This window comes from Comamonas sp. 14P8.1.4 (assembly GCF_057799285.1).
In genome coordinates this window covers 1-24,759 of the sequence record NZ_JBYOKN010000017.1, presented here as the reverse complement: position 1 = coordinate 24,759, position 24,759 = coordinate 1, and the positions used below count along the sequence as shown (strand labels likewise).

The 24,759-nt window shown below is 62.2% G+C and carries 17 protein-coding genes; 10 read left to right on the top strand and 7 right to left on the bottom strand.

Annotated elements, in window-relative coordinates; translation table 11 throughout:
* Window positions 1–201 precede the first annotated feature (201 nt).
* The 6 genes from AC27VO_RS15875 to AC27VO_RS15850 all read right to left on the bottom strand — a co-directional run bounded on the left by AC27VO_RS15875 (window position 202) and on the right by AC27VO_RS15850 (window position 8,463).
* Window positions 202–849, bottom strand: coding sequence for an RluA family pseudouridine synthase (locus AC27VO_RS15875; protein ID WP_488667686.1), 648 nt, complete (start codon window positions 847–849; stop codon window positions 202–204).
* A 5-nt stretch (window positions 850–854) separates the two neighbouring features.
* Complete coding sequence (locus AC27VO_RS15870) at window positions 855–3,044, bottom strand: PAS domain-containing hybrid sensor histidine kinase/response regulator (protein ID WP_488667685.1); 2,190 nt, start codon at window positions 3,042–3,044, stop codon at window positions 855–857.
* A gap of 84 nt (window positions 3,045–3,128) precedes the next feature.
* Window positions 3,129–5,999, bottom strand: coding sequence for an aminomethyl-transferring glycine dehydrogenase (gene gcvP, locus AC27VO_RS15865; protein WP_488667684.1), 2,871 nt, complete (start codon window positions 5,997–5,999; stop codon window positions 3,129–3,131).
* 176 nt (window positions 6,000–6,175) lie between these two features.
* Window positions 6,176–6,550 carry a glycine cleavage system protein GcvH gene (gcvH, locus tag AC27VO_RS15860; protein ID WP_488667683.1) on the bottom strand — a complete coding sequence of 125 codons (375 nt, stop codon included), beginning with the start codon at window positions 6,548–6,550 and terminating at the stop codon, window positions 6,176–6,178.
* 128 nt (window positions 6,551–6,678) lie between these two features.
* A complete protein-coding gene (gene gcvT, locus AC27VO_RS15855; RefSeq protein WP_488667682.1) occupies window positions 6,679–7,818 on the bottom strand; it encodes a glycine cleavage system aminomethyltransferase GcvT in 1,140 nt (379 codons plus the stop codon).
* Window positions 7,819–8,145: 327 nt separating this feature from the next.
* Window positions 8,146–8,463, bottom strand: a complete 318-nt coding sequence (locus tag AC27VO_RS15850) for a hypothetical protein (protein ID WP_488667681.1) — start codon at window positions 8,461–8,463, stop codon at window positions 8,146–8,148.
* Between the two features lie 175 nt (window positions 8,464–8,638).
* Between AC27VO_RS15850 and AC27VO_RS15845 the strand changes: the two genes are divergently transcribed.
* The 10 genes from AC27VO_RS15845 to pntB all read left to right on the top strand — a co-directional run bounded on the left by AC27VO_RS15845 (window position 8,639) and on the right by pntB (window position 22,735).
* Window positions 8,639–9,424, top strand: a complete 786-nt coding sequence (locus tag AC27VO_RS15845) for an SDR family oxidoreductase (protein ID WP_488667680.1) — start codon at window positions 8,639–8,641, stop codon at window positions 9,422–9,424.
* Window positions 9,425–9,551: 127 nt separating this feature from the next.
* Window positions 9,552–9,992, top strand: coding sequence for a PaaI family thioesterase (locus AC27VO_RS15840; RefSeq protein ID WP_488667679.1), 441 nt, complete (start codon window positions 9,552–9,554; stop codon window positions 9,990–9,992).
* Window positions 9,993–10,095: 103 nt separating this feature from the next.
* Window positions 10,096–11,112 (top strand): NADP-dependent oxidoreductase, encoded by a 1,017-nt coding sequence (locus AC27VO_RS15835; protein WP_488667678.1) that lies wholly within the window; start codon window positions 10,096–10,098, stop codon window positions 11,110–11,112.
* Window positions 11,113–11,187: 75 nt separating this feature from the next.
* Complete coding sequence (locus AC27VO_RS15830) at window positions 11,188–12,108, top strand: SDR family oxidoreductase (protein WP_488667677.1); 921 nt, start codon at window positions 11,188–11,190, stop codon at window positions 12,106–12,108.
* Window positions 12,109–12,445: 337 nt separating this feature from the next.
* Entirely contained in the window at window positions 12,446–13,687 is a 1,242-nt protein-coding gene (locus AC27VO_RS15825) for an efflux RND transporter periplasmic adaptor subunit (protein ID WP_488667702.1), read from the top strand.
* 18 nt (window positions 13,688–13,705) lie between these two features.
* On the top strand, window positions 13,706–16,873 hold the full coding sequence (locus AC27VO_RS15820; protein WP_488667676.1) for an efflux RND transporter permease subunit: 3,168 nt from the start codon (window positions 13,706–13,708) through the stop codon (window positions 16,871–16,873).
* A complete protein-coding gene (locus tag AC27VO_RS15815) occupies window positions 16,870–18,339 on the top strand; it encodes an efflux transporter outer membrane subunit (protein WP_488667675.1) in 1,470 nt (489 codons plus the stop codon). The genes AC27VO_RS15820 and AC27VO_RS15815 overlap by 4 nt, the downstream gene beginning before the upstream one ends.
* A 326-nt stretch (window positions 18,340–18,665) precedes the next feature.
* Window positions 18,666–19,121, top strand: a complete 456-nt coding sequence (locus AC27VO_RS15810) for an Lrp/AsnC family transcriptional regulator (RefSeq protein ID WP_488667674.1) — start codon at window positions 18,666–18,668, stop codon at window positions 19,119–19,121.
* Window positions 19,122–19,689: 568 nt separating this feature from the next.
* Window positions 19,690–21,297, top strand: coding sequence for a Re/Si-specific NAD(P)(+) transhydrogenase subunit alpha (locus AC27VO_RS15805; protein ID WP_488667673.1), 1,608 nt, complete (start codon window positions 19,690–19,692; stop codon window positions 21,295–21,297).
* A gap of 22 nt (window positions 21,298–21,319) precedes the next feature.
* Window positions 21,320–22,735: a Re/Si-specific NAD(P)(+) transhydrogenase subunit beta gene (pntB, locus tag AC27VO_RS15800; protein WP_488667672.1), complete on the top strand. Its 1,416-nt coding sequence runs from the start codon at window positions 21,320–21,322 to the stop codon at window positions 22,733–22,735.
* A 245-nt stretch (window positions 22,736–22,980) separates the two neighbouring features.
* Here the strand turns inward: pntB and AC27VO_RS15795 are convergent, their stop codons facing one another.
* Window positions 22,981–24,447 (bottom strand): amino acid permease, encoded by a 1,467-nt coding sequence (locus AC27VO_RS15795; protein WP_488667671.1) that lies wholly within the window; start codon window positions 24,445–24,447, stop codon window positions 22,981–22,983.
* Window positions 24,448–24,759: the final 312 nt, after the last annotated feature.

Below are 24,759 nucleotides of genomic sequence, written 5' to 3'. Positions count from 1 at the left end.
TGCAAATTGCATGCCTGATGCTGAGGGGGTAAGCTTAAAAATGAGTTCCGGGAGGGCGCAATCGGGTTTGTCTCTAGGGCGTGGACAGTCGCAGAAAATTTGATGGATTGCTGCGAAAAATCAAGATAAATGCGTGAATGGTTTCGCAACAAAGCTGCGTGGTGGGCGCCAGTTGCCGCGGGCGTCTGGACGCCTAAAGTCTCAAAATGGTGCGGGGCTTTCGATGTGCAGTGGCTGGCCATGCATGGGGTGGGCGAAATCCAAGGTAGTGGCGTGCAGACACAGTCGGGGCGATTGCGCAGCAATGGCTGGAGGCGCATAGAGGGCATCGCCCAGCATGGGGTGGCCAATGTGGGTCATGTGTACGCGCAATTGGTGCGAGCGCCCGGTGATGGGGCTGAGCCAGAGCAGGGTGCTCTGCGCAGGCAACTGGCCCTGGTCGGGGTGGCGCAGGTATTGGGTCTGGCTGGGCTTGCCGTTGACGGGGTCGACGATCTGCAACGGCCTGCGTTCCCAGTCGCAGATCAGCGGGGCATCCACCGTGCACCACGTATCTGCCGTGATGTGGCCGTGCACGATGGCGGTGTAGCGCTTGTCGATTTCACGGGCTGCAAATGCGTCGCCCAGCGTGCGTTGCACATCTTTGGTGCGCGCGAAGATCAGCAGCCCGGAGGTGGCCATGTCCAGGCGGTGCACGACGAGGGCATCTGGCCAGTAGTGCAGGGCGCGGTGGATCAGGCAGTCTTGCTTGTCAGGGCCACGCCCTGGTACGGAGAGCAGGCCGGCGGGTTTGTCGAGTACCAGCAGGTACTCGTCTTCATACAGGCAGAGGGGGCGGGGAGGCAACAAAATGCTTAGAACTTCGGGTGGATGAGGCGGTCAACGGTCTCGCACAGCTCATCCACATCATTGGGTTTGTAGATCAATGCCAGGGCCCCTGCTGCAATGGCTTGGGCCTCGATTTCAGCCGTGACATAGCCCGAGGCTAGTGCCACGGGCAAGTCGGGGCGGATGGATTTGGAGTCGCGCACCAAGTCCACCCCGCAATAACCGGGCATGTTGTAGTCGGTGACCACCAGGTCGTAGTCCAAGGGATTTTGGCGCAAGGCCTCCGTGGCTTCCCGGGGGTCGAGGAAACCAGTGACTTGGTAGCCCCTGCGCCGCAGCAGGCGCTGTACCAGGGAAACCAGCGCCTGGTCATCGTCCACATACATGACGTGCTTGCGCACCTCGGGTGTGGGCGCCATGGCATGGGAGGGAACCGCGCAGATGTCCCGCTTGATGGGCGGGGCCGGTGGGTGCGCTTGCATGTCCGCAGCCGTCAAGACCGGAAAGTACAAGGCAAACAGGCTGCCGCTGCCGACCCGGCTGGTCACATCCACTGCACCGCCGTGCGTGCGCATCACCCCGTGCACCACGGCCAGCCCCAGGCCGGTGCCTTGACCGACGGGCTTGGTGGTGAAAAACGGCTCAAAAATGCGCTGCAAGGTGTCTGGGGGAATGCCGGGCCCATTGTCCTGCACGGAAATCACCACGTAATCGCCCAGCGCCAAGCCTAGGCGATCGCACAGCCGCTGCTCCGACAGGCTCAAAGCGGCTTCCATGCGGATCGTGCCACGTGCATCGCACAGGGCATGCACGGCATTGGTGGTGAGGTTGAAGAGGGCTTGTTCCACCTGCGTGGGGTCGGCCAGGATGCAAGGCAGCTCGTGCGAGGCATAAACCTGCAGCTCAATCGCTGGAGGCAAAGTCACGCGCAGCAGGCGTTCGGTATCGCGCATGACCTCGTGGGCATGCACGGCAAAGCGTTTGGGGGGCTCGTTGCGGCTGAAGGTCAGAATCTGGCGCACCAAATCACGGGCCCGGCGGCCAGCTTTTTCGATTTCAAGCAGGCTCTCCAGCGCCAGCGGGTTGTGCCCGCAATCGGCTTTGGCCAATTCCACATTGCCCAAGATGGCCCCGACGATGTTGTTGAAGTCGTGGGCAATGCCGCCGGCCATGGTGCCCAGCGCCTGCATCTTGTGCGATTGGCGCAGCTGCACTTCCAGTTCGCTGCGCTGCGCTTCCGCGCGCTTGTGGCTGGTCAGGTCGCGTGCAAACACGGTAGTGACTTCGCCGCCGGCCAGACGCTCGAACGACATGGCCACTTCCACGGGCAAGGTCTTGCCGGTGGCCGTGCGGGCGGTCATTTCACCCAGCATGGCCTGGGTGGTCAGCGGGGCCAGATCCAGTGCGTGGACGGCATCGGGCAAAAAACGCTCCAGGCGGCAGCCCAGCGCATCGTTGACCGGACACAGAAAGAGGGCTGCAGCCGTGGGGTTGAAGACGGTGATGCGCTGGTCCTTGTCCACGCAGATGATGGCATCCAGCGAGGAGTTAATGACCGATTCCAGGCGCAATTCGCTGGTGTGCAACTGGTCATTGCGCTCTTGTAGTTGGTGGCGCTCCGCCAACAAGGGGCCTTGATCGACCACGGCGCACATGAACTGCGCAATGGCCGGGCCTTCGCGCTGCGGGATCTGGATACACGCAATGTGCAGATCACCCTGGATCTGCTGGCCGGTGCCCAGTGTGAAGACCACTTCTTGCGCCTCGCTGTGCCCGGCTTGGCGGGCGGCCATGAAGGCCTGGTTCACACGCTCGGTGTCGTTGGGGCACACGTAGGGCATGAAGGAGACCAGTAATCGGTCATGGCCCTGCGCCTGGAAGGCGTTGTGGGCCATGGCATTGGCCTGGATGACCATGTCATGCTCGTCAAGCACCAGCAAAGGCAGGGGCACGCTGGCAAACAGCGCTTCAAACCGCTCGGAAGCACTTTCCGCTACGGCCTGGCTGTAATCCAGCACCTTGTTCTGGATTTCCAGCTCATTTTGGTAATTGCGCAGCTCGGCAATCAGGGCCGCCAGCGGGTCGTCGCTGGGCAAGTCCTGCGGCATCTCAAACGATGGCAAAACACCCAAAGACGCCGTCTCCGAAGGAGGCCGCGGTGGCGATTCGGGGGCGTCTTCGCGGTGGAGCAGGAAGGAGAGGTCTGGACGGCTCATAAAGCAGCGCGGGGCAAGAGCTGGGTCTGCAGTGTAAGTGCTGGACTGGCAAGACGACAAACCCCGCGCTCGAAGCTTGGCGGCTCAGCTCAGGTAAGCCTCCAGCGGCGGGCAGGTGCACACCAGGTTGCGGTCGCCGTGCACATTGTCGATGCGCGCCACGGGCGGCCAGTATTTGGTGGCCAGCTGTTGGCCACCTGCGGCCTGGGTACGGCTGTAGGGGCGCTCCCACTCGGCTTGCAGCAATTGCGCCGCGGTGTGCGGGGCGTTTTTGAGCGGATTGTCCTCGCGCGGCCACTGGCCGTCTTCGATGCACTGAATCTCTGCACGGATGGCCAGCATGGCCGCGATGAAGCGCTCCAGCTCCTCCAGGGGTTCGCTTTCCGTGGGCTCGACCATTAAGGTGCCGGGCACCGGGAACGACAGCGTTGGTGCATGGAAGCCATAGTCAATCAGGCGCTTGGCCACATCTTCGGCCGTGACGCCGCTGGTTTCTTTCAATGGGCGCAGATCCAGAATGCACTCGTGCGCCACAAAGCCGCCGGGCCCGGCATAGAGCGTGGGGTAGGCGTCTTTCAGGCGTGTGCTGATGTAGTTGGCATTCAGGATGGCGGCTTCCGTGGCGTGGCGCAGGCCGTGGGCGCCCATCATGCGGATGTACATCCAGCTGATGGGCAGCACGGCCGCATTGCCGTAGGGCGCAGCCGATACCGCGCCGACGGGGGAGGCACGGCCTGTGCTGGCATGGCCAGGCAGAAAGGGCACCAGGTCCTCGGCCACGCAGACGGGGCCGACACCGGGGCCGCCCCCGCCATGGGGAATGCAGAAGGTTTTGTGCAGATTGAGGTGGCTGACATCGCCGCCAAAAGCGCCCGGTGCAGCCAGGCCGACGAGCGCATTCATGTTGGCGCCGTCCACATAAACGCGGCCGCCGTGCTGGTGCACCAGTGCGCACAGCGGGCGCACGGCATCTTCAAACACGCCGTGCGTGCTGGGGTAGGTGATCATGATGCAGGCCAGCCTGTCGCTGTGGGCCTCGCACTGGGCTTGCAGGTCGGCCATGTCGACATTGCCTTGGGCATCGCAGGCCACTACCACCACTTGCATGCCGCACATTTGCGCGCTGGCGGGGTTGGTGCCGTGGGCGCTGGATGGAATCAGGCACACCGTGCGCTGGGTTTGCCCACGCGATGCATGCCAGGCGCGAATGGCCAGCAGGCCTGCATATTCACCCTGAGAGCCCGCATTGGGCTGCAGGCTGACCCCGGCATAACCGGTGATGGCGCACAGCCAGTCACGCAGTTGCTGATCGAGCAGGGCATAGCCCTGCTGCTGGTCGGCCGGTGCGAAAGGGTGGATGTGCGCAAACTCGGGCCAGGTGATGGGGATCATCTCGCTGGTGGCGTTGAGCTTCATGGTGCACGAGCCCAGTGGAATCATGCAGCGGTCCAGTGCCAGGTCCTTGTCGGACAGGCTGCGGATGTAGCGCAGCATGGCGGTTTCACTGTGGTGGCTGTGAAAGACCGGGTGGGTGAGGAAGGCGCTGGTGCGCAACAGCGGTGCGGGCAGGCGCGTGGGCGCATCGGCCTCGACCACCGGGGCATGCGTGGCGCCAAACAGCCGCAGCAGCAGGGCGATGTCGGCGGGTGTACTGGTTTCGTCCAGCGAAATGCCCAACTGAGAATCAGAGACTTTTCGCAGGTTAACGCCCGCTAGTAAAGCGCGGGTAGCTATGTTTAATGCATTGCCTGGGGCATGCACGGTGAGGGTGTCGAACGCGGTGGTATGCACCAGTGTGCAGCCCAGCTGCTCCAGCCCCTGGGCCAGTGCGGCCGTTAAGCGGGCAATGCGCTGGGCGATGGCGCGCAGGCCTTCGGGGCCGTGGTAGACCGCATACATGCTGGCCATCACCGCGGGCAGCACCTGCGCGGTGCAGATGTTGGAGGTGGCTTTTTCCCGGCGAATATGCTGCTCGCGGGTTTGTAGCGCCAAGCGCACGGCTGGCGCACCTTCTACGTCGATACTGACGCCTACCAAGCGGCCGGGTAGCGCGCGTTTGTGTGTCTCCTGGCAGGCCATGAAAGCCGCGTGCGGGCCGCCGGCACCCATGGGCATGCCCAGACGCTGGCTGTTACCTACAACGATGTCCGCACCCCATTCGCCGGGGGGTGTCAGCAGCGTCAGGGCCAGCAAGTCGGTGGCGGCAATCAGCAGCGCTTTCTGGTTGTGGCAGTGCGCCGCAGCGTCGCGCCAGTCATCGATGGCGCCGCTGCTGCGCGGGTATGGCACCAGTGCACCAAAGTGCGGGGTTTGCAGGGCTTGGACAAAAGCGGTGTGGTCGGCGGGGACGGTGACCACCCAGTCCAGCGGCTCGGCGCGGGTGCGAATCACTTCCAGGGTCTGGGGATGCACGTCGGGGTGCACCAGGAACACCGGGCTGTCAGAGCGGGCGCTGCGGCGTGCCAAGGCCATGGCTTCGGCGGCGGCCGTGGCTTCGTCCAGCATGGAGGCGTTGGCCACGGGCATGCCCGTGAGGTCGCACACCAGGGTCTGGAAGTTCAGCAAAGCCTCCAGGCGGCCCTGGGAGATTTCCGCCTGGTAAGGGGTGTAGGCGGTGTACCAGGCGGGGTTTTCCAGGATGTTTCGCTGGATAACGCCCGGGGTGTGCGTGCCGTAGTAGCCCTGGCCGATAAAGCTCTTGAGAACGCGGTTGCGGCTGGCAATGGCTTTGAGCTCTTGCAGCGCTTCGTGCTCCGTGGCTGCGGGGGGCAAATCCATGGGGGCGGGCCGTGCAATGTCGGCGGGCACGATGGCCGCCATCAACGCCTGGCGTGAGGGCTGACCTACGGCGCGCAGCATGTGCGCCTCATCGGGCGTGCTCGGCCCGATGTGGCGCCGCGCAAAGGCGTCGCTCTCGTGCAATTCAGACAAGGGTGCTTGCAGTCGCTGATTCATCATCCAACTCCCTCATTCATCACTGTGCCCGGCCCAAGGCCTGGGTGGCGGCGGCGCTGCGGCCAGAGACAGGGGGCTTGGGGGGTGACGGCCCTGTCTCTGGCGGGTGCAGGGCGCGCTGACGCCCGCAGATAAAAAAACCGCACCAGCTGGGGAGCGTGGTGCGGTGTCAGTGTTTAGTTGCTGGCTGCGAAATCGCCGTAAGCGGTTTCGTCCATCAGCGCGTCAAGCTGGCTGGGGTCGCTCAGCTTGACCTTGAAGAACCAGCCCGTGGCCAGCGGGTCGGTATTGGCCAGGGAAGGGTCGGCGCGCAGCGCTTCGTTGACTTCCACGATCTCGCCGGTCACCGGCATGTATACATCGGCGGCGGCCTTGACCGATTCCACCACGCCGGTCACGTCACCTTGCTGGAAGGTGGTGCCCACAGCGGGCAGATCGACAAACACCACATCGCCCAGGGCATCCTGGGCGTGCACGGTGATGCCCACCACAGCGGCAGCTGGGTTGGCGGCGTTGATCCATTCGTGTTCTTTGGAAAACTTGATGCTCATGGGGTGAAACTCCGGTACGCGGTACTCAAACAATAACTCTCAGGCCGTGGCATGCGGGTGCATGCGCACGCGATGGCTGACACTGTAGCGGCTTGCTGCGGCTGTGGCGTGGATTGTGCCCATCTCGCCTAGCTTTTACGGTAACGGGTGCCTACAAAAGGCAGAGGGACAACCTCCATGGCCACGGGCTTGCCGCGCACCATGGCGTTGATGCGCGTGCAACTGGCGGCGTATGCCGGTGTCACATAGCCCATGGCAACGGGGCGGTCCAAACTGGGCGCGATGGAGCCGCTGGTGACCACACCAATGGCCTCGCCACCGGGTACGTGCAGTGCAGTGCCATCGCGCACGGGGACGGCTTCCATGGCATGCAGGCCCACGCGCGCGCTGTCCACGGGGGCGCGGCCTTCTATCTGCGCCAGCACCCGATCGGCGCCCGGAAAACCTGCGGCGCGCTGGCCACCGCTGCGGCGCACTTTGGGAATGCTCCAGTTCAGTGCGGCTTGCGTGGGGGTGGTCGTGCTGTCCATGTCGGTGCCGTACAGGCACAGACCCGCTTCCAGACGCAAGGTGTTGCGCGCGCCCAGGCCGGCGGGCAGCACATCGGGCTGCTTGAGCACCCAGCGCGCAAAGGCGTCGATGTGGCTGGTTGGCAGCGAAATTTCAAAGCCATCTTCGCCTGTGTAGCCGCTGCGCGTGATGTAGCCGCGTGCGTCTTTGAAATCAAACGGGGTGCCCTGCATGAAGTTCAGCAAGCTGGTGGCGGGCACAGGCCGCTGCAGCACCGCCCCGGCCAGGGGGCCTTGTAGGGCGACCAGCGCCATGTCGGGCAGGGCGCGCACGGTGCATTCATGGCCGATGCGTGCCTGAATCCAGGCCAGGTCTTCGTGCTTGCGGTTGGCGTTGACGATGAGCAGGTAGTCTTCGCCGCGGTTGACGACCATCAGGTCATCCAGAATGCCGCCATCGTCGGACAGCAGCAGCGCGTAGCGCTGGCGGTGCAGGCCCAGATCCAGCACGTCGATGGGCAAAATCTGCTCCAGCGCGGCGGCGGCAGATGGGCCGCTGACACTGATGTGCCCCATGTGCGAGACATCAAACAGGCTGGCTTTCTCGCGGGTGTGGCGGTGCTCAGCCACCAGGCCCTGCGGGTACTGCACGGGCATGCGGTAGCCCGCAAAACGCACCATGCGGGCTCCTAACTCTTCGTGCAAGGCGTGCAGGGGCGTGTCGATGGCGTCGGTTTCGGCCGCGGGAACACTGGGCATAAGCGAATCCTCCAACTCAGTAGTTGCAATGATTCTAGGGGGCGCTGTCGTGCTTGTCGCGCCGGGTTGTGGTGCGAAAGCTGCGCGCCCCAGGTACTGCGATCGGCAGGAGAGCGTGGCGCTGTGCAGGCGGCAAAGCCGCCATGCAGCTGTATCAATAAATGAGCGGCTAGCGCTGGTGATGGCTGTTTTTCACGGGGTTTTGTCTTTGAAATCTAAGGACAACAAGCGCTGGCTGCTCTTTTATTGGGTGAACGTCTGCTGCCAGGCCCAGCCAGACCCGGCAGCAGCAGCGCAGCGTGCGCCAGATGCGGCGTTGCTGCGGATTTAGTGGTGGCGCACCTCGAAATAGCAGCCTTCTTCCCCGCCCAGGCCCTGCATGCCGGCTTCGGCGGCGGCCCGCGCGGCTTTCATCCAGCGCTGGTAGACGGATTTGGCATCTTCGGTGATTTCTTCGGGCGGCGCATCTTCCAGGCGCTCAATGGCGCGCAGGGCATCGGCCACTTCGGGCTCGCCACCCAGCTGGCGCGCCAGGGTGCGCGCGTAACGCGCTTCGGCGCGCTGGCGCTCGGTATCGGGCAAGCCGGGGTAGTCGCACAGAGCGACGGTAAAGCAAGGTTCTGTAGAAAGATCGGTTGCAAACATAGGTATGTATATAACAACAGTGACTGTATGAATGTACAGCTTTTTGAGCCAGGCTGCGCATATTTTTTTCTTGGTGCAATCACTAGGTTTCGGCTTCGCACTTGCGACAGGGCGCCAGCCGGTGCCACCGCACAATGCAGCGCATACATAGCAACTATTTGGCTGGAGACGCTTCATGACACGCACCGTGCAACAACTGTTTGATCTGACCGGGAAAACTGCCTTGGTGACGGGGGGCTCCCGCGGGCTGGGCCTGCAGATGGCACAGGCGCTGGGCGAAGCGGGTGCGCGGGTGGTGCTGACATCGCGCAAGGCCACCGACCTGGAGCAGGCCGCTGCCACGCTGAAAGCCCAGGGCATTGATGCGCTGTGGGTGGCGGCCGATTGCGCAGATGAGGCGGACATTCAGCGCCTGGTGCGCGAGACCGTGCAGCAGGTGGGCCGCATTGACATTCTGGTCAACAACGCCGGCGCCAGCTGGGGTGCACCGGCCGAGGACCACCCCACGGCTGCCTGGGACAAGGTGATGAACCTGAATATCCGCGGCTATTTCCTGCTCAGCCAGGCGGTGGCCAAGGCGGGCATGCTGGCGCACGGCGGGCGCATCATCAATCTGGCGTCGATTGCGGGGCTGGGCGGCAATCCTGTGGAGATGAAAACCATTGCCTACAACACGTCCAAGGGCGCGGTGCTGAACTTCACCCGCGCACTGGCAGCCGAGTGGGGCCCGCACCAAGTGAATGTGAACGCCATCTGCCCGGGCTTTTTCCGCACCAAGATGGCCGAGGTGCTGATCGACACCATGGGCGAAGACAACATGGCCAGCCGCGCACCCCTGCGCCGCCTGGGCGATGACGAAGGCCTCAAGGGCCTGACCGTGCTGCTGGCCAGCGATGCGGGCAAGCACATCACCGGCCAGTGGATGGCGGTGGACGGTGGCGTCAGCGCCGTGCTGGGTTGATTGTTGAAGCGCATGCGCGCATGACATTGTCGCTCTTGCTCGTATGTGACAGCTTTTTAAGGCCCGGGGGCCGCTGGCAAGGCTATGCTTGCCGCAGATCAATATTTCCCCCCTTTGGAGACTGCACATGCTGAGCTTTGGCGAACACCCCATTCCTTTTGTTGACCACCTGGGCTTTACGCTGCACAAGATGGCCGCTGGCGAGTCTGAGCTGCACTACACCGCCCAGCCTGAGCACCTGAACACCTTTGAAGTGACACACGGTGGCGCCAGCATGACGCTGCTGGATGTGACCATGGCCGTGGCAGCGCGCAGCCTGGAGAGCGATGATTTTGGCTGCGTCACCATCGAGATGAAGACCAGCTTCATGCAGCCCGCGCGGGGTGCGTTGGTGGCCAAGGGGTTGGTGCTGCACCGCACCAAAACCATGGCTTACTGCGAAGGCAAGGTCTTTGACAGCGAAGGGCGCCTGTGCACCCATGCCACGGGCACCTTCAAGTACATGCCGCGCACGGTCAGACCCGGTCAGAAAAAAGGCGGAACAGACACCGTGATCGCCACGGATTGAGGGCACAGCCAGCGGGGGCTGGTGGTGCCTGGTTTATCAGTGAAAAAAGGCTTGAAGCGCTGATGTATCCAGCGCTGACAGCTATCAATCAAGGAGACAGTCCATGCCACGTAACTCGCAAATCCTGCTCGACAACCGCCCGCAAGGCGAAGCCACGGCCAGCAACTTCAAGCTGGTGGAGGTGGATACCCCGGCCCTGCAAGAGGGCCAGGTGCTGGTACGCCACCACTACCTGAGCCTGGACCCGTATATGCGTGGCCGCATGAATGACAGCAAAAGCTACGCCGCCAGCCAAGCGCTGGGCGAAGTCATGCTGGGCGGCACCGTGGGGGAGGTGGTGGAAAGCCGCCACCCCAAATTCCAGCCTGGCGACCCGGTGGTCGGCATGGGTGGCTGGCAGTCCTACAGCGTGGTCGATGGCAATGCGCCTGGCATGCTGCGCAAGGTCAGCACTACGCATGTGCCGCTGTCGTACTACCTGGGGGCCGTGGGCATGCCGGGCGTGACCGCCTGGTACGGGCTGGTCAAAATCATCCAGCCGAAGGCGGGCGAGACCGTGGTGGTCAGCGCTGCTACCGGCGCGGTGGGCAGCGCCTTTGCGGCCCTGGCCAAGGCCCGTGGCTGCCGCGTGGTCGGTATTGCCGGTGGCCCTGAGAAATGCGCGTATGCCACCGGCGAGCTGGGCTTTGATGCCTGCATCGACTACCGCCAGCATGCCGATGTGAAAGCCATGAGCCAGGCCCTGAAAGCGGCCTGCCCCAACGGCATTGATGGCTACTTTGAGAACGTCGGTGGCTACATCCTGGACGCCGTGCTGCTGCGCGCCAACGCCTTCGCACGTGTGGCGGTGTGCGGCATGATCGCCGGCTACGATGGCCAGCCCCTGCCCCTGAATAACCCGGCGCTCATCCTCATCAACCGCATGAAGGTGGAAGGTTTTATCGTCAGCGAACACATGGAGGTGTGGCCCGAGGCGTTGACCGAGCTGGGCACCCTGGTGGCGCAAGGCCGGCTGCGCCCGCGCGAGACCATTGCACAAGGCCTTGCCAGCGCACCCGAGGCCTTCCTGGGCCTGCTCAAGGGCAAGAACTTCGGCAAGCAGCTGGTCAAGCTGATCTAAGCCCCCATTCCAAGGCAGCCTGTGGCTGCCTTTTTTCATGCCACGGCGTGTTCATCAAACCAAGAGGAGACATCGATGTTGAATGGATTGGCAGGCAAAACCGCAGTGCTGACCGGCGCGGGTTCGGGTTTTGGGCTGGAGTGCATGCGCATTGCGGCCAAGGCCGGCATGCAGCTGGTGCTGGTGGATGTGCAGGCGGATGCGCTGGCCCAGGCCGCGCAAGAAGCGCGCAGCCTGGGCGCTGGGCAGGTCATGGCCAGCCTGGTGAATGTGGGCGATGCAGCGGCCATGGATGCCTTGGCGGCCGAGGTGCAGGCCACCTTCGGGGCCCCGCACTTTGTGTTCAACAACGCGGGCGTGGGTGGCTCGGGCGGGCTGCTGTGGGAGCAGTCGGTGCGCGACTGGGAGTGGGTGCTCAATGTCAACCTCTGGGGCGTGATCCACGGGGTGCGTGTTTTCACTCCCATGATGCTGGAAGCTGCGGCCCAGGACCCTGCGTGGCAGGGGCATATCGTCAACACCGCCAGCATGGCGGGCCTGCTGACCCCGCCCAATATGGGGGTGTACAACGTCAGCAAGCATGCGGTGGTCAGCCTGACCGAGACGCTGTACCAAGACCTGCGGCTGGTGACCGAGCAACTGCACTGCAGCGTGCTGTGCCCGTATTTTGTGCCCACTGGCATAGCCAACAGCGAACGCAACCGCCCGGATGCGGTGGATATGAATAGCCTCACTGCCAGCCAAAAAATTGCACGGGCCATGACGCAAAAAGCCGTTAATTCCGGCAAAGTCTCGGCCCAGGACATTGCCAGCAAGGTGTTTGCAGCGATGGCCGACAACCAGTTCTACATCTTCAGCCACCCGCATGCCTTGGGCAATGTGAAGGCGCGGATGGACGATATCTTGCAGTTGCAGAACCCCACGGATGCGTTCGCAGATCGCCCCGAAGTCGGGGCGCAGCTGCGGGCGGCCTTGCGTGGCACGGCACCAGCCTGACCGCTGGCTGCGTGGTGGAACCAGCCCCGCTTGGCGGGGCTGTTTTGTTGCTGGGCACAGCAATTGCAACGCCATTGGCGTATGTGCGCAGTCGCGCAGTGGCTGCAAGATGTTACAAAATGGCGGGCCGCAGGCGCAGGTGGGTCAGGGAATCGTGGTGCAAACCGCGGTGAACCCGCTTGCAGCTTGCGTAATTTGCTATGGATTTGCCGGGTTGAGGCCCTTGCTTTACAGAAGCGCAACATTGCAGGTCGACAATGGCGCTGTTTTTCCAGAATTTCTGATTGCTCTTTTCATGACGTACCCCCACGCTTTTTCTCGCGCCAGCTCTCGTTGGATGGATCGATGCTTCCCAGTGAGCCAACTGCCGCGACGTACAGCCCGTGGGGCCGCTGCCGCCTTGGTGGTGGCTTTGGCTGCCGGTTGCAGCCCGTCGGATAACAAACCCGCAGCAGCGGCTGCCGGCCCTGCCAAAGTGGGCGTGGTGGTGCTGCAAAAGCAAAGCCAGATGCTGGACACGAGCTTGCCAGGCCGCACCAGCGCCTACCTGAGCGCCGAGGTGCGCCCGCAGGTCAGCGGCATTGTGCAAAAGCGCTTGTTCACCGAGGGCAGCATGGTCAAGCAAGGCCAGCCGCTGTACCAGTTGGATGCCGCCAGCTTGCGAGCTGCAGAAAACAGTGCGGTGGCGGCGCTGGCCAAAGCACAGGCGAGCTTGCAGACCCAGGAAGCCACCGCCCGGCGCAATGCCGAGTTGGTGAAGATCACCGCCATCAGCCAGCAGGCTTATGAAGAAAGCCAGGCGTCGGTCAAACAAGCGCGTGCCGATGTCGAAGTGGCTAAGGCCAGCCTCGAGAATGCGCGCATCAACCTCAAGTACAGCCGCATTGAAGCGCCGATTGCCGGGCGCATCAGTTTGTCGAGCGTGACGCCGGGTGCTTTGGTGACGGCCAACCAGGCCACGCCGCTGACCGAAATCGTGCAGGTCGACCCGATGTACGTGGACTTCACCCAGTCCACTGCCGATTTGCTGCAACTGCGCAATGACTGGGCGGCAGGGCGCTTTCAGAAAGTGGAAGGCGAGCAGGTGCCCGTGCGCATTCGCCTGGAAGATGGCAGCGAGTACGCCCACGAGGGCAAGCTGGCTTTCTCGGGCCTGATCGTCAACACCACCATGGGCACGGTCACCTTGCGTGCCGTGGTGCCCAACCCCGATGGTGCTTTGATGCCCGGCATGTTCGTGCAGGCACAGCTACCGACAGGGCTGGCACCGGAAGCCATCTTGGTGCCCCAGCGTGCGGTGACCCGTGATTTGACGGGCCGCCCCAATGTGATGGTGGTCAAAGCCGATGACACCGTGGAAAAGCGCACGGTGGAGCTGGGTCGCGCCATTGGCGTGAACTGGTTGCTGGACAAGGGCCTGGAGCCCGGAGAGCGGGTCGTGATCGATGGTTTTCAGCGCATCAAGCCCGGTGACACCGTGAGTGCGCAGGAGATGGATCCCAATGCCAAATCGGGCGCGAAGGTGGTAGATCCACAAGCTGCGGCAGCCGCCTTGCGTGCAGCGGCACCTACCAAGTAATCGAGAAGATCGCAGCACATGGCGCAGTTTTTTATCAACCGACCCATTTTTGCGTGGGTCATTGCCATCGTCATCATGTTGGCGGGGGCCTTGTCCATTTTTACCTTGCCGCTGGAGCAGTACCCGGATATTGCACCACCGCGCGTGACCATCAGTGCCCAGTACACCGGTGCCTCGGCTGAGACGGTCGAGAACTCGGTCACCCAGATCATTGAGCAGCAGCTCAAGGGCATTGACCAGATGCTCTACATGAGCTCGACCTCCGATGCGTCGGGCCGTGCCCGCACCACGCTGACTTTTGCCCCCGGCACCAATATTGACGTGGCCCAGGTGCAAGTGCAAAACAAGCTGCAGGCGGCGATGAACCGCTTGCCGGAGGCCGTGAAAAGCCGCGGCGTGTTTGTGAACAAGGGCGGCCAGGACTTTTTGGTCACCTACAGCTTCTACTCCACCGATCCGTCCATGACGCAGGTGGACATTGGTGACTACCTGAACTCCAACCTGGTGGACGTGATTGGCCGTCTGGATGGTGTGGGCGACATCAACGTCTTCGGTACCAACTACGCCATGCGCATGTGGATGGACCCGGCGCTGATGCAAAAGTACGCGCTGATGCCGTCGGACCTGGTCAGTGCGCTGAATGCGCAGAACGCCCAGGTCTCGGCCGGCCAGCTGGGCGCTTTGCCCGCCGTGGACAACCAGCAGCTCAACGCCACCATCACGGCGCGCACCAAGCTGCAGACCGTGGAGCAGTTTGAGAACATTGTGCTCAAGGCCTCCCCCGATGGCTCGGTGGTCACCATGAAAGACGTGGCCCGGGTCGAGCTGGCTGCCGACGGCTTGAGCGTGAAAGCCAAGCTCAACGGCATGGAAGGTGCCGGTATGGGCATTGTGCTGGCCGACGGCGCCAATGCCATGGAAGTCTCGGACGCAGTCAATGCCAAGCTGGCAGAACTCAAACCGTTCTTCCCGAACGAGATTGATTACTTCGTCAGTTCGGACTCTACGCCGTTTGTGCGTGCGTCGATCCATGAAGTGGTCAAGTCGCTGGCCGAAGCCATGGTGCTGGTGGTGATCGTGATGTTCATCTTCCTGCAGAACTTCCGCGCCACGCTGATTCCTGCGATTGCGGTGCCGGTGGTGCTGCTGGGCACCTTCGGTGTGCTCTCTGTGGCGGGTTATTCGATCAACACCCTGACCATGTTTGCCATGGTGCTGGCCATTGGCTTGCTGGTGGATGATGCGATTGTGGTGGTCGAGAACGTTGAGCGCGTGATGCACGAGACGGGCATGTCGGCCAAGGAAGCCACGCGCAAATCCATGCGCGAGATCACGCCTGCTCTGGTCGGTATCGGTGTGACGCTGTCTGCCGTGTTTGTGCCCATGGCCTTCTTTGGCGGCTCGACCGGCGTGATTTACCGCCAGTTTTCCATCACCATCGTCGCGGCCATGGCGTTCTCTGTGTTTGTGGCGCTGACCCTGACCCCCGCGCTGTGCGCCACCATCTTGAAGGCGCCCTCGCACGATGGCCATGAAAAGCATGTGCGCCGTGGCCTGCTGGGTATTACTGATCGCTTCTTTGTCTGGTTCAACCGCAACTTCGACATCACGGCCGACCGCTACCAAAAAGGCGTGGCCTGGGGCCTGCGCCGTGCTAAACGCATGATGCTGATCTTTATCGCGGTACTGGCTGCGGTGTGGTTGCTGATGAGCAGCCTGCCCACCTCGTTCTTGCCCGATGAAGACCAGGGCTTTGTCAGCGTGAACGTGAACTTGCCCGCCGGTGCCGCCGATGCCCGCCTGCAGGAAGTGTTGGACCAGGTGCGCGAGTATTTTGCGGCGCAGCCGGATGTGATCAGCTTCAACCAGATTTCGGGCTTGAGCGGTGACCAAAGCTCGGCACGCGGCTTTGTGCGCCTGAAGCCTTGGGCCGATCGCCCACTGGACTCGCAATCGGCTGGAGCCATTGCGCACCGTGCCACGCAGGAGCTGGCTTCCATCCGCGATGCGCGCATCTTCGTGATGCAGCCGCCTGCGGTGCGCGGCCTGGGCTCGAATGCAGGCTTTAACTTCATGCTCAAGGACTTGAACGGTCTGGGGCACGAGGCCTTGCTGGCCGCTAAGGACAAGTTCCTGGCAGAAGCGCGCAAGCACCCTGAGCTGACCAGTGTGCGCACCACCAATCTGGACGATGCGACCGAGCTGCGCCTGGATATCGACGACCGCAAGGCCGCAGCGCTCAACCTGTCGTACAGCGACATCAACAGCGTGCTCTCCAGCGCCATGGGCGGCACCTACGTCAATGACTTCTTGAACAACGGCCGCGTCAAGCGCGTCTACATCCAGGGCGATGCGCCGCACCGCATGCTGCCGCAAGACATTGCCAAGTGGAGTGTGCGCAACAAGAACGGCGAGATGGTGCCTTTCAGTGCCTTCTCGACCACACACTGGGCCTATGGCTCGCCGCAGCTGCTGCGCTACAACGGTGCGCCCACCTATGAAATCGTCGGTAATGCCGCGCCGGGCATCAGCTCGGGCGTGGCCATGCAGGTGGTGGAAGACATTTTGAAAGACATGCCCAACGGCATTGGCTACGAGTGGACGGGGGCCTCGCTGCAAGAGCGCCAGTCGGGTGCGCAGGCGCCGCTGCTGTATGCCATCTCGATCCTGTTCGTGTTCCTGTGCCTGGCGGCGCTGTACGAGAGCTGGACCGTGCCAATGTCGGTGATGCTGGCCGTGCCGCTGGGTGTGGTGGGCGCGCTGCTGGCCACGTATACGCGTGGGCTGACCAACGACGTCTACTTCCAGGTGGGCTTGCTGACCACCGTCGGTTTGGCGGCCAAGAACGCGATTTTGATCGTCGAGTTTGCCGTGCAGCTGCAAGAGCAGGGCAAGCAGGTATTTGATGCCACCGTGGAAGCGGTGCGCATGCGTCTGCGCCCCATCTTGATGACATCGTTTGCGTTTGGTTTCGGCGTGGTGCCGCTGGCCATTGGTACGGGTGCGGGTGCGGGTGGGCGTAACGCCATCGGTACCGCCGTACTCGGCGGCACGGTCGCATCCATGGTGCTGGGCCTGTTCATGGTGCCCGTGTTCTTCTTGCTGGTGCGTAGCTGGTTCAAGAGCCGCGGCCGCAATGACGAGACCACCACCGCCACCGACGACACACAGGAATCCGCCGCATGACCCCCTTTTTGACACTGCGGCCCGTGGTGGCCGCCGCCATGGCAGCGTTGGCGCTGTCTGCCTGTAACCTGGCACCCAAGCTGGCGCAGCCTGCGTTGCCCGTGGCTGATGCGGTGCAGCCGCAAGCCGGTGTGCCGGCGGTGGCTGCTGATGCCGCGCTGAGCGTGGCGCAGGCACAGACCTGGATCCACAGCGCGCAGCTGCGTGAAGTGGTGGCGCTGGCACTGAGCCACAACCGCGATCTGCGCGTGGCCGTGGACAACATGGAAAAGGCCCGTGCCCAGTACGGCATCACGCGGGCTGACTTGCTGCCCAGCGTGGCTGCGCAGGGCCAGGGCACGCGCAGCCGCAGCAGTGCCGACCTGAGCAGCAATGGTCAGTCCACGGTCAGTGAGCAGTTCACCGCGCAGTTGGGCTTTACCAGCTACGAAATCGACTTCTGGGGCCGCATTCGCAACCTCAACGAAGCCGGGTGGCAGGCCTTTTTGCAGTCGGAAGACAACCAGCGCAATGTGCAAATCGGCTTGGTGGCTGATGTGAGCAATGCCTGGCTGACGCTGGCTGCCGATCTGGCGCGCTTGCAGCTGGCGCAGGACACCCTGGCCAGCCGTGAAAAAGCCTATGCCTTGACAGAGCGCATGCTGGAGATTGGCTCCACCTCCGGCCTGGTGCTGGCGCAAAACCGCTCCACCGTCGAGACCGCGCGTGCCGATGTGGCGGCCTACAAAGCCCAGGTGGCGCGTGACCGCAATGCCTTGCAACTGTTGGTGGGCGGGGTGGTGGATGCACGTTGGCTGCCCACGGCGCAGATCCTGGCTGCAGCAGGCGATGCCCAGCAGCTGGCCTTGCTGCCCGTGCCGCAGGACTTGCCTTCCAGCGTGCTGCTGCAGCGCCCTGATGTGCAGGCGGCCGAGCACAATCTGCGCGCCATGAACGCCAACATTGGCGCGGCACGTGCCGCCATGTTCCCCAGCATCACGCTGACGGGTAGCGTGGGCTCCGGCAGCCGCGAGCTGAATGGGCTGTTTGACGGCGGCAACAGCACCTGGAGCTTCATGCCGCAGATCAAGCTGCCCATCTTCTCGGGCGGGCGCTTGCGGGCTGGTGTGGAGGTGGCCAAGGCCAATGAGCGCATTGCGCTGTCGCAGTACGAAAAAGCCGTGCAAACCGCTTTCAAGGAAGTGGCCGACGTGCTGGCGGACCGTGCTGAATGGGACAACCGCCTGGGTGCGCAGCAGGCCATGGTCAGCGCCATGCAAAAAGCGTTTGACCTGTCACAGGCACGCTTTCAGGCCGGGGTGGACAACTACCTGACCGTGCTGGACGCCCAGCGCAGTCTGTACGCGGCGCAGCAGACCTGGATTGGCCTGCGCCTGGCCGAGCAAACCAACCGCGTCACGCTGTGGAAGGCGCTGGGCGGGCAGGAAGTGGCCGCCAACGCTGCCGCGGAAGCGGTGAAAAACTAAGCGCAGTCAGCGCTTGCCCAGCAAGCGTTGCTGACGAATCAGGCATGGGGTTGGTAGTGACCACGTGCCCAACAAAAAGGCCGATCTGCGAGGGGTATTGCAGATCGGCCTTTTTGCGCAGTGCCTCAAGGGGCGGGTCACACAGCGGCGGGCAAACGGTAAATTGCCGTGGCGATGAAATGGCGTTGAACATCGCCGGTGGGCGCTGCTTCCATGCCTTGAAGTGTGCATGTTGCAGCGCAAAAAATGCTGCTGTCCTGCTATGGAATTGGGGTGAATTCAAAAAATAATTCTTTCAAATTTGCTTTTGCAGCAAAATTTGCTGTATGGACAAAATTGATAGAAAAATCATTGCGCAATTGCAGCGCAATGCACGTGCCAGCCTGCAAGAGATCGGGCAGGCCGTGGGCCTGAGCCCTTCGCCCTGCTGGACACGCATCAAGCGCATGGAAGACGAGGGTGTGATCGAGGGCTACACGGTGCGTCTGAACCCGCAGGCGCTGGGCTTGAGCGATACGGTGCTGCTGATGGTCACGCTCAACAGCCACAGCGACAACACGCTGGAAAAATTTGGCGAGCAACTGGCCACCATTCCGGAAGTGGTGGAGGCGCACCTGGTCTCCGGCACCTATGACTATTTGCTGCGCGTGATGGTCAAGGACACGCGCGACTACGAGCGCTTGCTGCGCGAGAAGCTCTACAAAATCAAAGGCATCCAGCACAGCCAGTCGATGTTTGTGCTGCGCACCCTCAAGCGGGCCGAAATGCCTTTGGGGGATTGAGGGCAGGGGGCTGGTGCGGCGCGTGTGTGGGCGCGCAATGGCAGTGGTTTGTGCAGGTGTTTGTTAAAAAAGTGAGCTGTCAGCGCTGAATTTTCCTGGTTTTTATAGGGAAAAGTGTCTGAAACTCATGGCTGGCAAGCGCTAGCTGCTTCTTTTTAAAAGGAATTCAGGCATGCACACACGCTGGCCCAGCGCTGCAGGCGCGCTGTTGCTGCGCACCCTTCAACAGGCAAGAGTGGGGCCGTGCCCATGTACGTGGGCAGTGGCTGCGCTGGGCAGCAGCGCAGGCAGCGACAGGCTTTGGGTGCCCAGCGCTGCACCAAATTGAGGAATTTCTGCGGCATTTGTGCCGATTTCGCGCACCTCTGTGGTGCATGAACGCCAAGGCGGGGCTGAGATGTCCGATACTATTTGACTCAGTCGCCAGCCTGCAGGCACCACCACGTCTGCAGATTGTGCCTACCCCATTTTGCAAGGCCTGCGCTTTCCATAAGAGTTCGCCGGCCACACGCGATGGCCCCGCGCACCAGCAATCGCCCCCTATTCAAAACTTCTGGAGATTCCTCGAATGCAAGATATTCATGCCCAGCCGCCGCAGCGTATCGGCGTGCCCAGGGAAATATTCCCCCTGGAAAAACGCGTGGCCACCGTGCCCGATGTGGTGGAAAAACTGATCAAATTGGGCTTCACCGTGGCGGTGGAGTCCGGTGCCGGTGAGGCCGCCAACTTCAGCGACGACGCCTACCGCGCCGCAGGCGCTGAGATTGTGGACAGCGCAGCAGCGCTGTGGGCCGGTTCAGACATCGTCTTCAAGGTGCGTCCACCGAGCAGCGAAGAAGTGGCGCTGATGCGCGAAGGCGGCACGCTGATTGACTTCATCTGGCCTGCCCAGCATCCAGAGTTGATGCAGCAGCTAGCCGCCAAGCAAGCCACCGTGCTGGCGATTGACTGCCTGCCGCGCACCCTGAGCCGTGCGCAAAAGATGGATGCGCTGACATCGACCGCCGGTGTGTCGGGCTACCGCGCCGTGATTGAAGCGGCCAACGCCTTTGGCCGCTACTTCAACGGCCAGATCACGGCCGCAGGCAAGGTGCCTCCAGCCAAGGTGTTCATCGCTGGTGCCGGTGTGGCCGGTCTGGCCGCCATTGGTACGGCCGCGAACCTGGGCGCCATCGTGCGTGCCAACGACACACGCGCCGAAGTGGCCGACCAGGTCAAGTCGTTGGGCGGTGAGTTTGTGAAGGTGGACTATGAGGAAGACGGCTCGGGCGGCGGCGGTTACGCCAAGGTCATGAGCGAAGGCTTCCAGGCTGCGCAGCGTGCCATGTACGCCGAGCAAGCCAAGGAAGCGGACATCATCATCACCACCGCGCTGATCCCCGGCAAGCCCGCGCCCAAGCTGATCACGGCCGAGATGGTGCAGAGCATGAAGCCCGGCAGCGTGATCGTGGACATGGCCGCCGAGCAGGGCGGTAACTGCGAGCTGACCGTGCCCAACGAAGCTGTGGTGCGCCATGGCGTGACCATCATCGGCTACACCGACCTGGCTTCGCGCCTGGCCAAGCAGTCGTCCACGTTGTACGCCACGAACCTGCTGCGCCTGACCGAAGAGCTGTGCAAGGCCAAGGATGGCGTGGCCGTGGTCAATATGGAAGACGACGCCATCCGTGGTCTGACGGTGGTCAAGCAAGGTGAGATCACCTGGCCTGCACCGCCCCTTGTGCAAGCGCCCAAACCTGCACCCAAGCCAGCGGCAGCCCCTGTGGAGCAGAAAAAAGGCGGCCATGGACATGGCTCGGCCGGCCCGCTGCCTGCCAAGACACTGGCCATCATCTTTGCGGTGGCTGCCGTGGCCTTCTGGTTCATCGGCGCTTATGCACCCGAGGCCTTCCTGGGGCACTTCACAGTGTTCATCCTGGCGTGTTTCATCGGCTACATGGTGGTGTGGAATGTCACCCCTGCGCTGCACACACCGCTGATGAGTGTGACCAACGCCATCTCGTCGATCATCGCCATCGGTGCGCTGGTGCAGATTGCATCGCCTGCCGCAGGCACCGAGGGTCGCCCTGACAGCCTGATTACCTGGCTGGCTTTTGCCGCGCTGGTACTGACGGCGGTGAACATGTTTGGTGGTTTTGCGGTGACACGTCGCATGCTGGCCATGTTCCGCAAGTAATAACTACAAGAGGAAGCATCCAATGTCCCAAAGTCTCGCAACGGTCGCCTACCTGGGCGCCGCTATTTTGTTTATCTTGAGCCTGGGTGGCCTGTCCAACCCGGAAACGTCGCGCCGCGGCAATCTGTTTGGCATGCTGGGCATGGCACTGGCCATTTTGGCCACGGTGTTTGGCCCCAGCGTCAGCAGCAACGGTGTGGCATGGATTGTTGGTGCGCTGGTCATCGGTGGCGGCATTGGTCTGTATGCGGCCAAGGTCGTGAAGATGACCCAGATGCCAGAGCTGGTGGCCCTGATGCACAGCCTGGTGGGTCTGGCCGCCTGCTTGGTGGGTTTTTCCAGCTATGTGGACACCTCCATCCAGCTGGCGGGCGCAGAAAAGGCCATCCACGAAGTGGAAATCTACGTCGGCATTTTGATTGGCGCGGTGACCTTCTCGGGCTCGCTGATTGCCTTTGGCAAGCTCAACGGGAAAATCGGTGGCAAGCCACTGCTGCTGCCTGCACGCCACTGGCTGAATTTGCTGGCGCTGCTGGTGGTGATCTGGTTCGGCCGTGAGTTCCTGCACGCGGAAACCGTGGCCGATGGCATGCTGCCCCTGGCGGTGATGACGGTGATTGCGCTGCTGTTTGGCGTGCACATGGTCATGGCCATTGGTGGCGCCGACATGCCCGTGGTGGTCTCCATGCTCAACAGCTACTCCGGCTGGGCGGCTGCGGCCACCGGCTTCATGCTGGGCAATGACTTGCTGATCGTCACCGGTGCGTTGGTGGGCTCGTCCGGCGCCATCCTGAGCTACATCATGTGCCAGGCCATGAACCGCAACTTCATCAGCGTGATCGCGGGTGGCTTCGGCTCGGGGGCCCCCGCCAAGAAGGGTGATGCGGCCGCTGCAGCGGAGCCCCAAGGTGAGGTCACGCCCGTCAGCGCCACGGAAACCGCCGAGCTGCTGCGCGACGCCAAGAGCGTCATCATCGTCCCCGGATACGGCATGGCTGTGGCACAAGCGCAGCACACCGTCAACGAAATCACCAAGACCCTGCGCGCCAGCGGCGTGAAGGTGCACTTCGCCATTCACCCCGTGGCAGGCCGCATGCCTGGACACATGAATGTGCTGTTGGCCGAAGCCAAGGTGCCTTATGACATCGTGATGGAGATGGATGAGATCAACGACGACTTCCCCGAGACCGATGTGGCCATCGTGATCGGTGCGAACGACATCGTGAACCCCGCGGCGCAGGACGACCCCAGCAGCCCGATCGCCGGTATGCCGGTGCTGGAAGTGTGGAAGGCCAAGACGTCCATCGTGATGAAGCGCTCCATGGCCTCGGGCTATGCCGGGGTGGACAACCCGCTGTTCTACAAAGAAAACAACCGCATGCTGTTTGGCGACGCCAAGAAGATGCTCGATGAGGTGCTGTCGGCCTTGCGGGCCTAAGCACTGCAACACCCGCGCGTGGTGCGCGGATGGCACCCCAAGCCCGTGGCCTGCGTCACGGGCTTTTTTTGTACCTGCCGGCTGCGGCTGTAAAAAAGTGAGCTGCTAGCGCTTGTTAAATAATGCTTTCGAAGGTAAAACTATTGGAAGAAAAGCATTGGCAAGCGCAACCAGCTCACTTTTTCAAGCCATAAAAAAGGCCATCTGCAAGCAGATGGCCGAGGCTGGAAAGAAGCGGGCAGTGCTTAACGTGCGCCGCTGATGTCCATGTTTTCGAGTTTGACGAAGCGGGTGCCCTTGCTGAACTTGTAGCCAAACCAGATGGCCAGGAACAGGGGAATGCCGATGTAGGTGGCCACTACGCCCGCCCAGTCAATCTTGTCTGCCAGGAAGGCCTCGTAGTTCTGGCCCAAGGTGATGATCAGGCACAGTACAAACGCAAAGATCGGGCCTAGCGGGAAGGCGGCCGCACGGTAGGGCAGCTTGTGGGTGTCAAAGCCTTGCACCTCACAGGCGCGGCGGAAGCGATAGTGGCTGATGGCAATGCCCAACCAGGCGATGAAGCCGCACATGCCCGACAGATTCAGCAGCCAGATGTAGACCGCCTCAGGGCTGAACACATTGGTGAAGAAGCACAGGGCCGCAATCACGGTGGTGGCCAGCAGCGCCATGATGGGAACGCCCTGGGCATTGACGCGCCCAAAAATCTTGGGAGCCATGTTCTGGCGTGCCAGGGCATACAGCATGCGGGTCGAGGCATACATGCCCGAATTGCCCGCCGAAAGCACCGAAGTGAGCACCACCGCATTCATCACGGCGGCAGCACCCAGCAGGCCTGCACGCTCAAACACCAGGGTGAAGGGGCTGACGCTGATGTCACCCAGCTCATTGCGCAGCAGCTTGGGATCGGTGTAGGGGATCAGCAAGCCGATGATCAAAATGGCAAACACATAGAACAGCAAAATGCGCCAGAACACCTTGCGCACAGCGCGTGGCACGTTCTTGGCGGGGTCTTCCGATTCGCCCGCGGCAATGCCGATCAGCTCGGTGCCTTGGAAGGAGAAGCCGACAATCATGGCCACACCGATCAGGGCGGCAAAGCCGCCTGCAAACGGTGCATCACCAGCGGTGAAGTTGGCAATATTGCCCCAGAGCCCGTCGGGCGCGCCGCCCGTCAAAATGCCGAACACCATCAGCACACCGATGCCGATGAACACCAGCACCGTCACCACCTTGATGGCTGCAAACCAGAACTCCGATTCACCAAATCCCTTGGAGGACAGGGAGTTCAGACCAAACATGATGGCCAGGAAAATGGCACTCCACAGCAGGCCATTGACCTCTGGGAACCAGTAAGCCATCACCAACTGTGCGGCCACCAAGTCCACCGCAATGGTCACGGCCCAGTTGTACCAATAGTTCCAGCCCAGCGCGAAGCCAAAGCCTTCATCGACATACTTGGCACCATAGGTGGCAAACGAGCCCGAGACGGGCAGGTGCGAGGCCATCTCGCCCAGGCTGGTCATCAAGAAATACACCATCAAGCCGATGACGCAGTACGCCAGCAATGCCCCGCCAGGGCCAGCTTGGGAGATGGTGGCCCCGGAGGCCACAAACAGGCCGGTGCCGATGGAGCCGCCAATGGCGATCATGGACATGTGCCGGGCCTTGAGGCCACGGCGCAAAGAAGACACTTGCGAGTCAGAAGACATAAACGCGTTGCAAATTCAGTTGAAAGCACTGCAGCGTGCATGCGCCGCAATGCCAAACAAACAAAAGGCCGCAGTACTGCGGCCCTGTGTTCCGTATGGCTTGCGATTTTGGGCGATGCCCTGCATCTTGTCTGGCGATGGCATTAATGCCCCTACAGCAAGTTAAGCAGTGCTAACTTAGGGGGGAGGTGCATTGGCAAGTGTGTTGCTCACTGACCATAAAGCGCTGTCCGCATCCAACACAGCACTTAAAGTTTGAATTTTTTCAGCACGATGCTGGCATTGACCCCGCCGAATCCAAAACCATTGGAC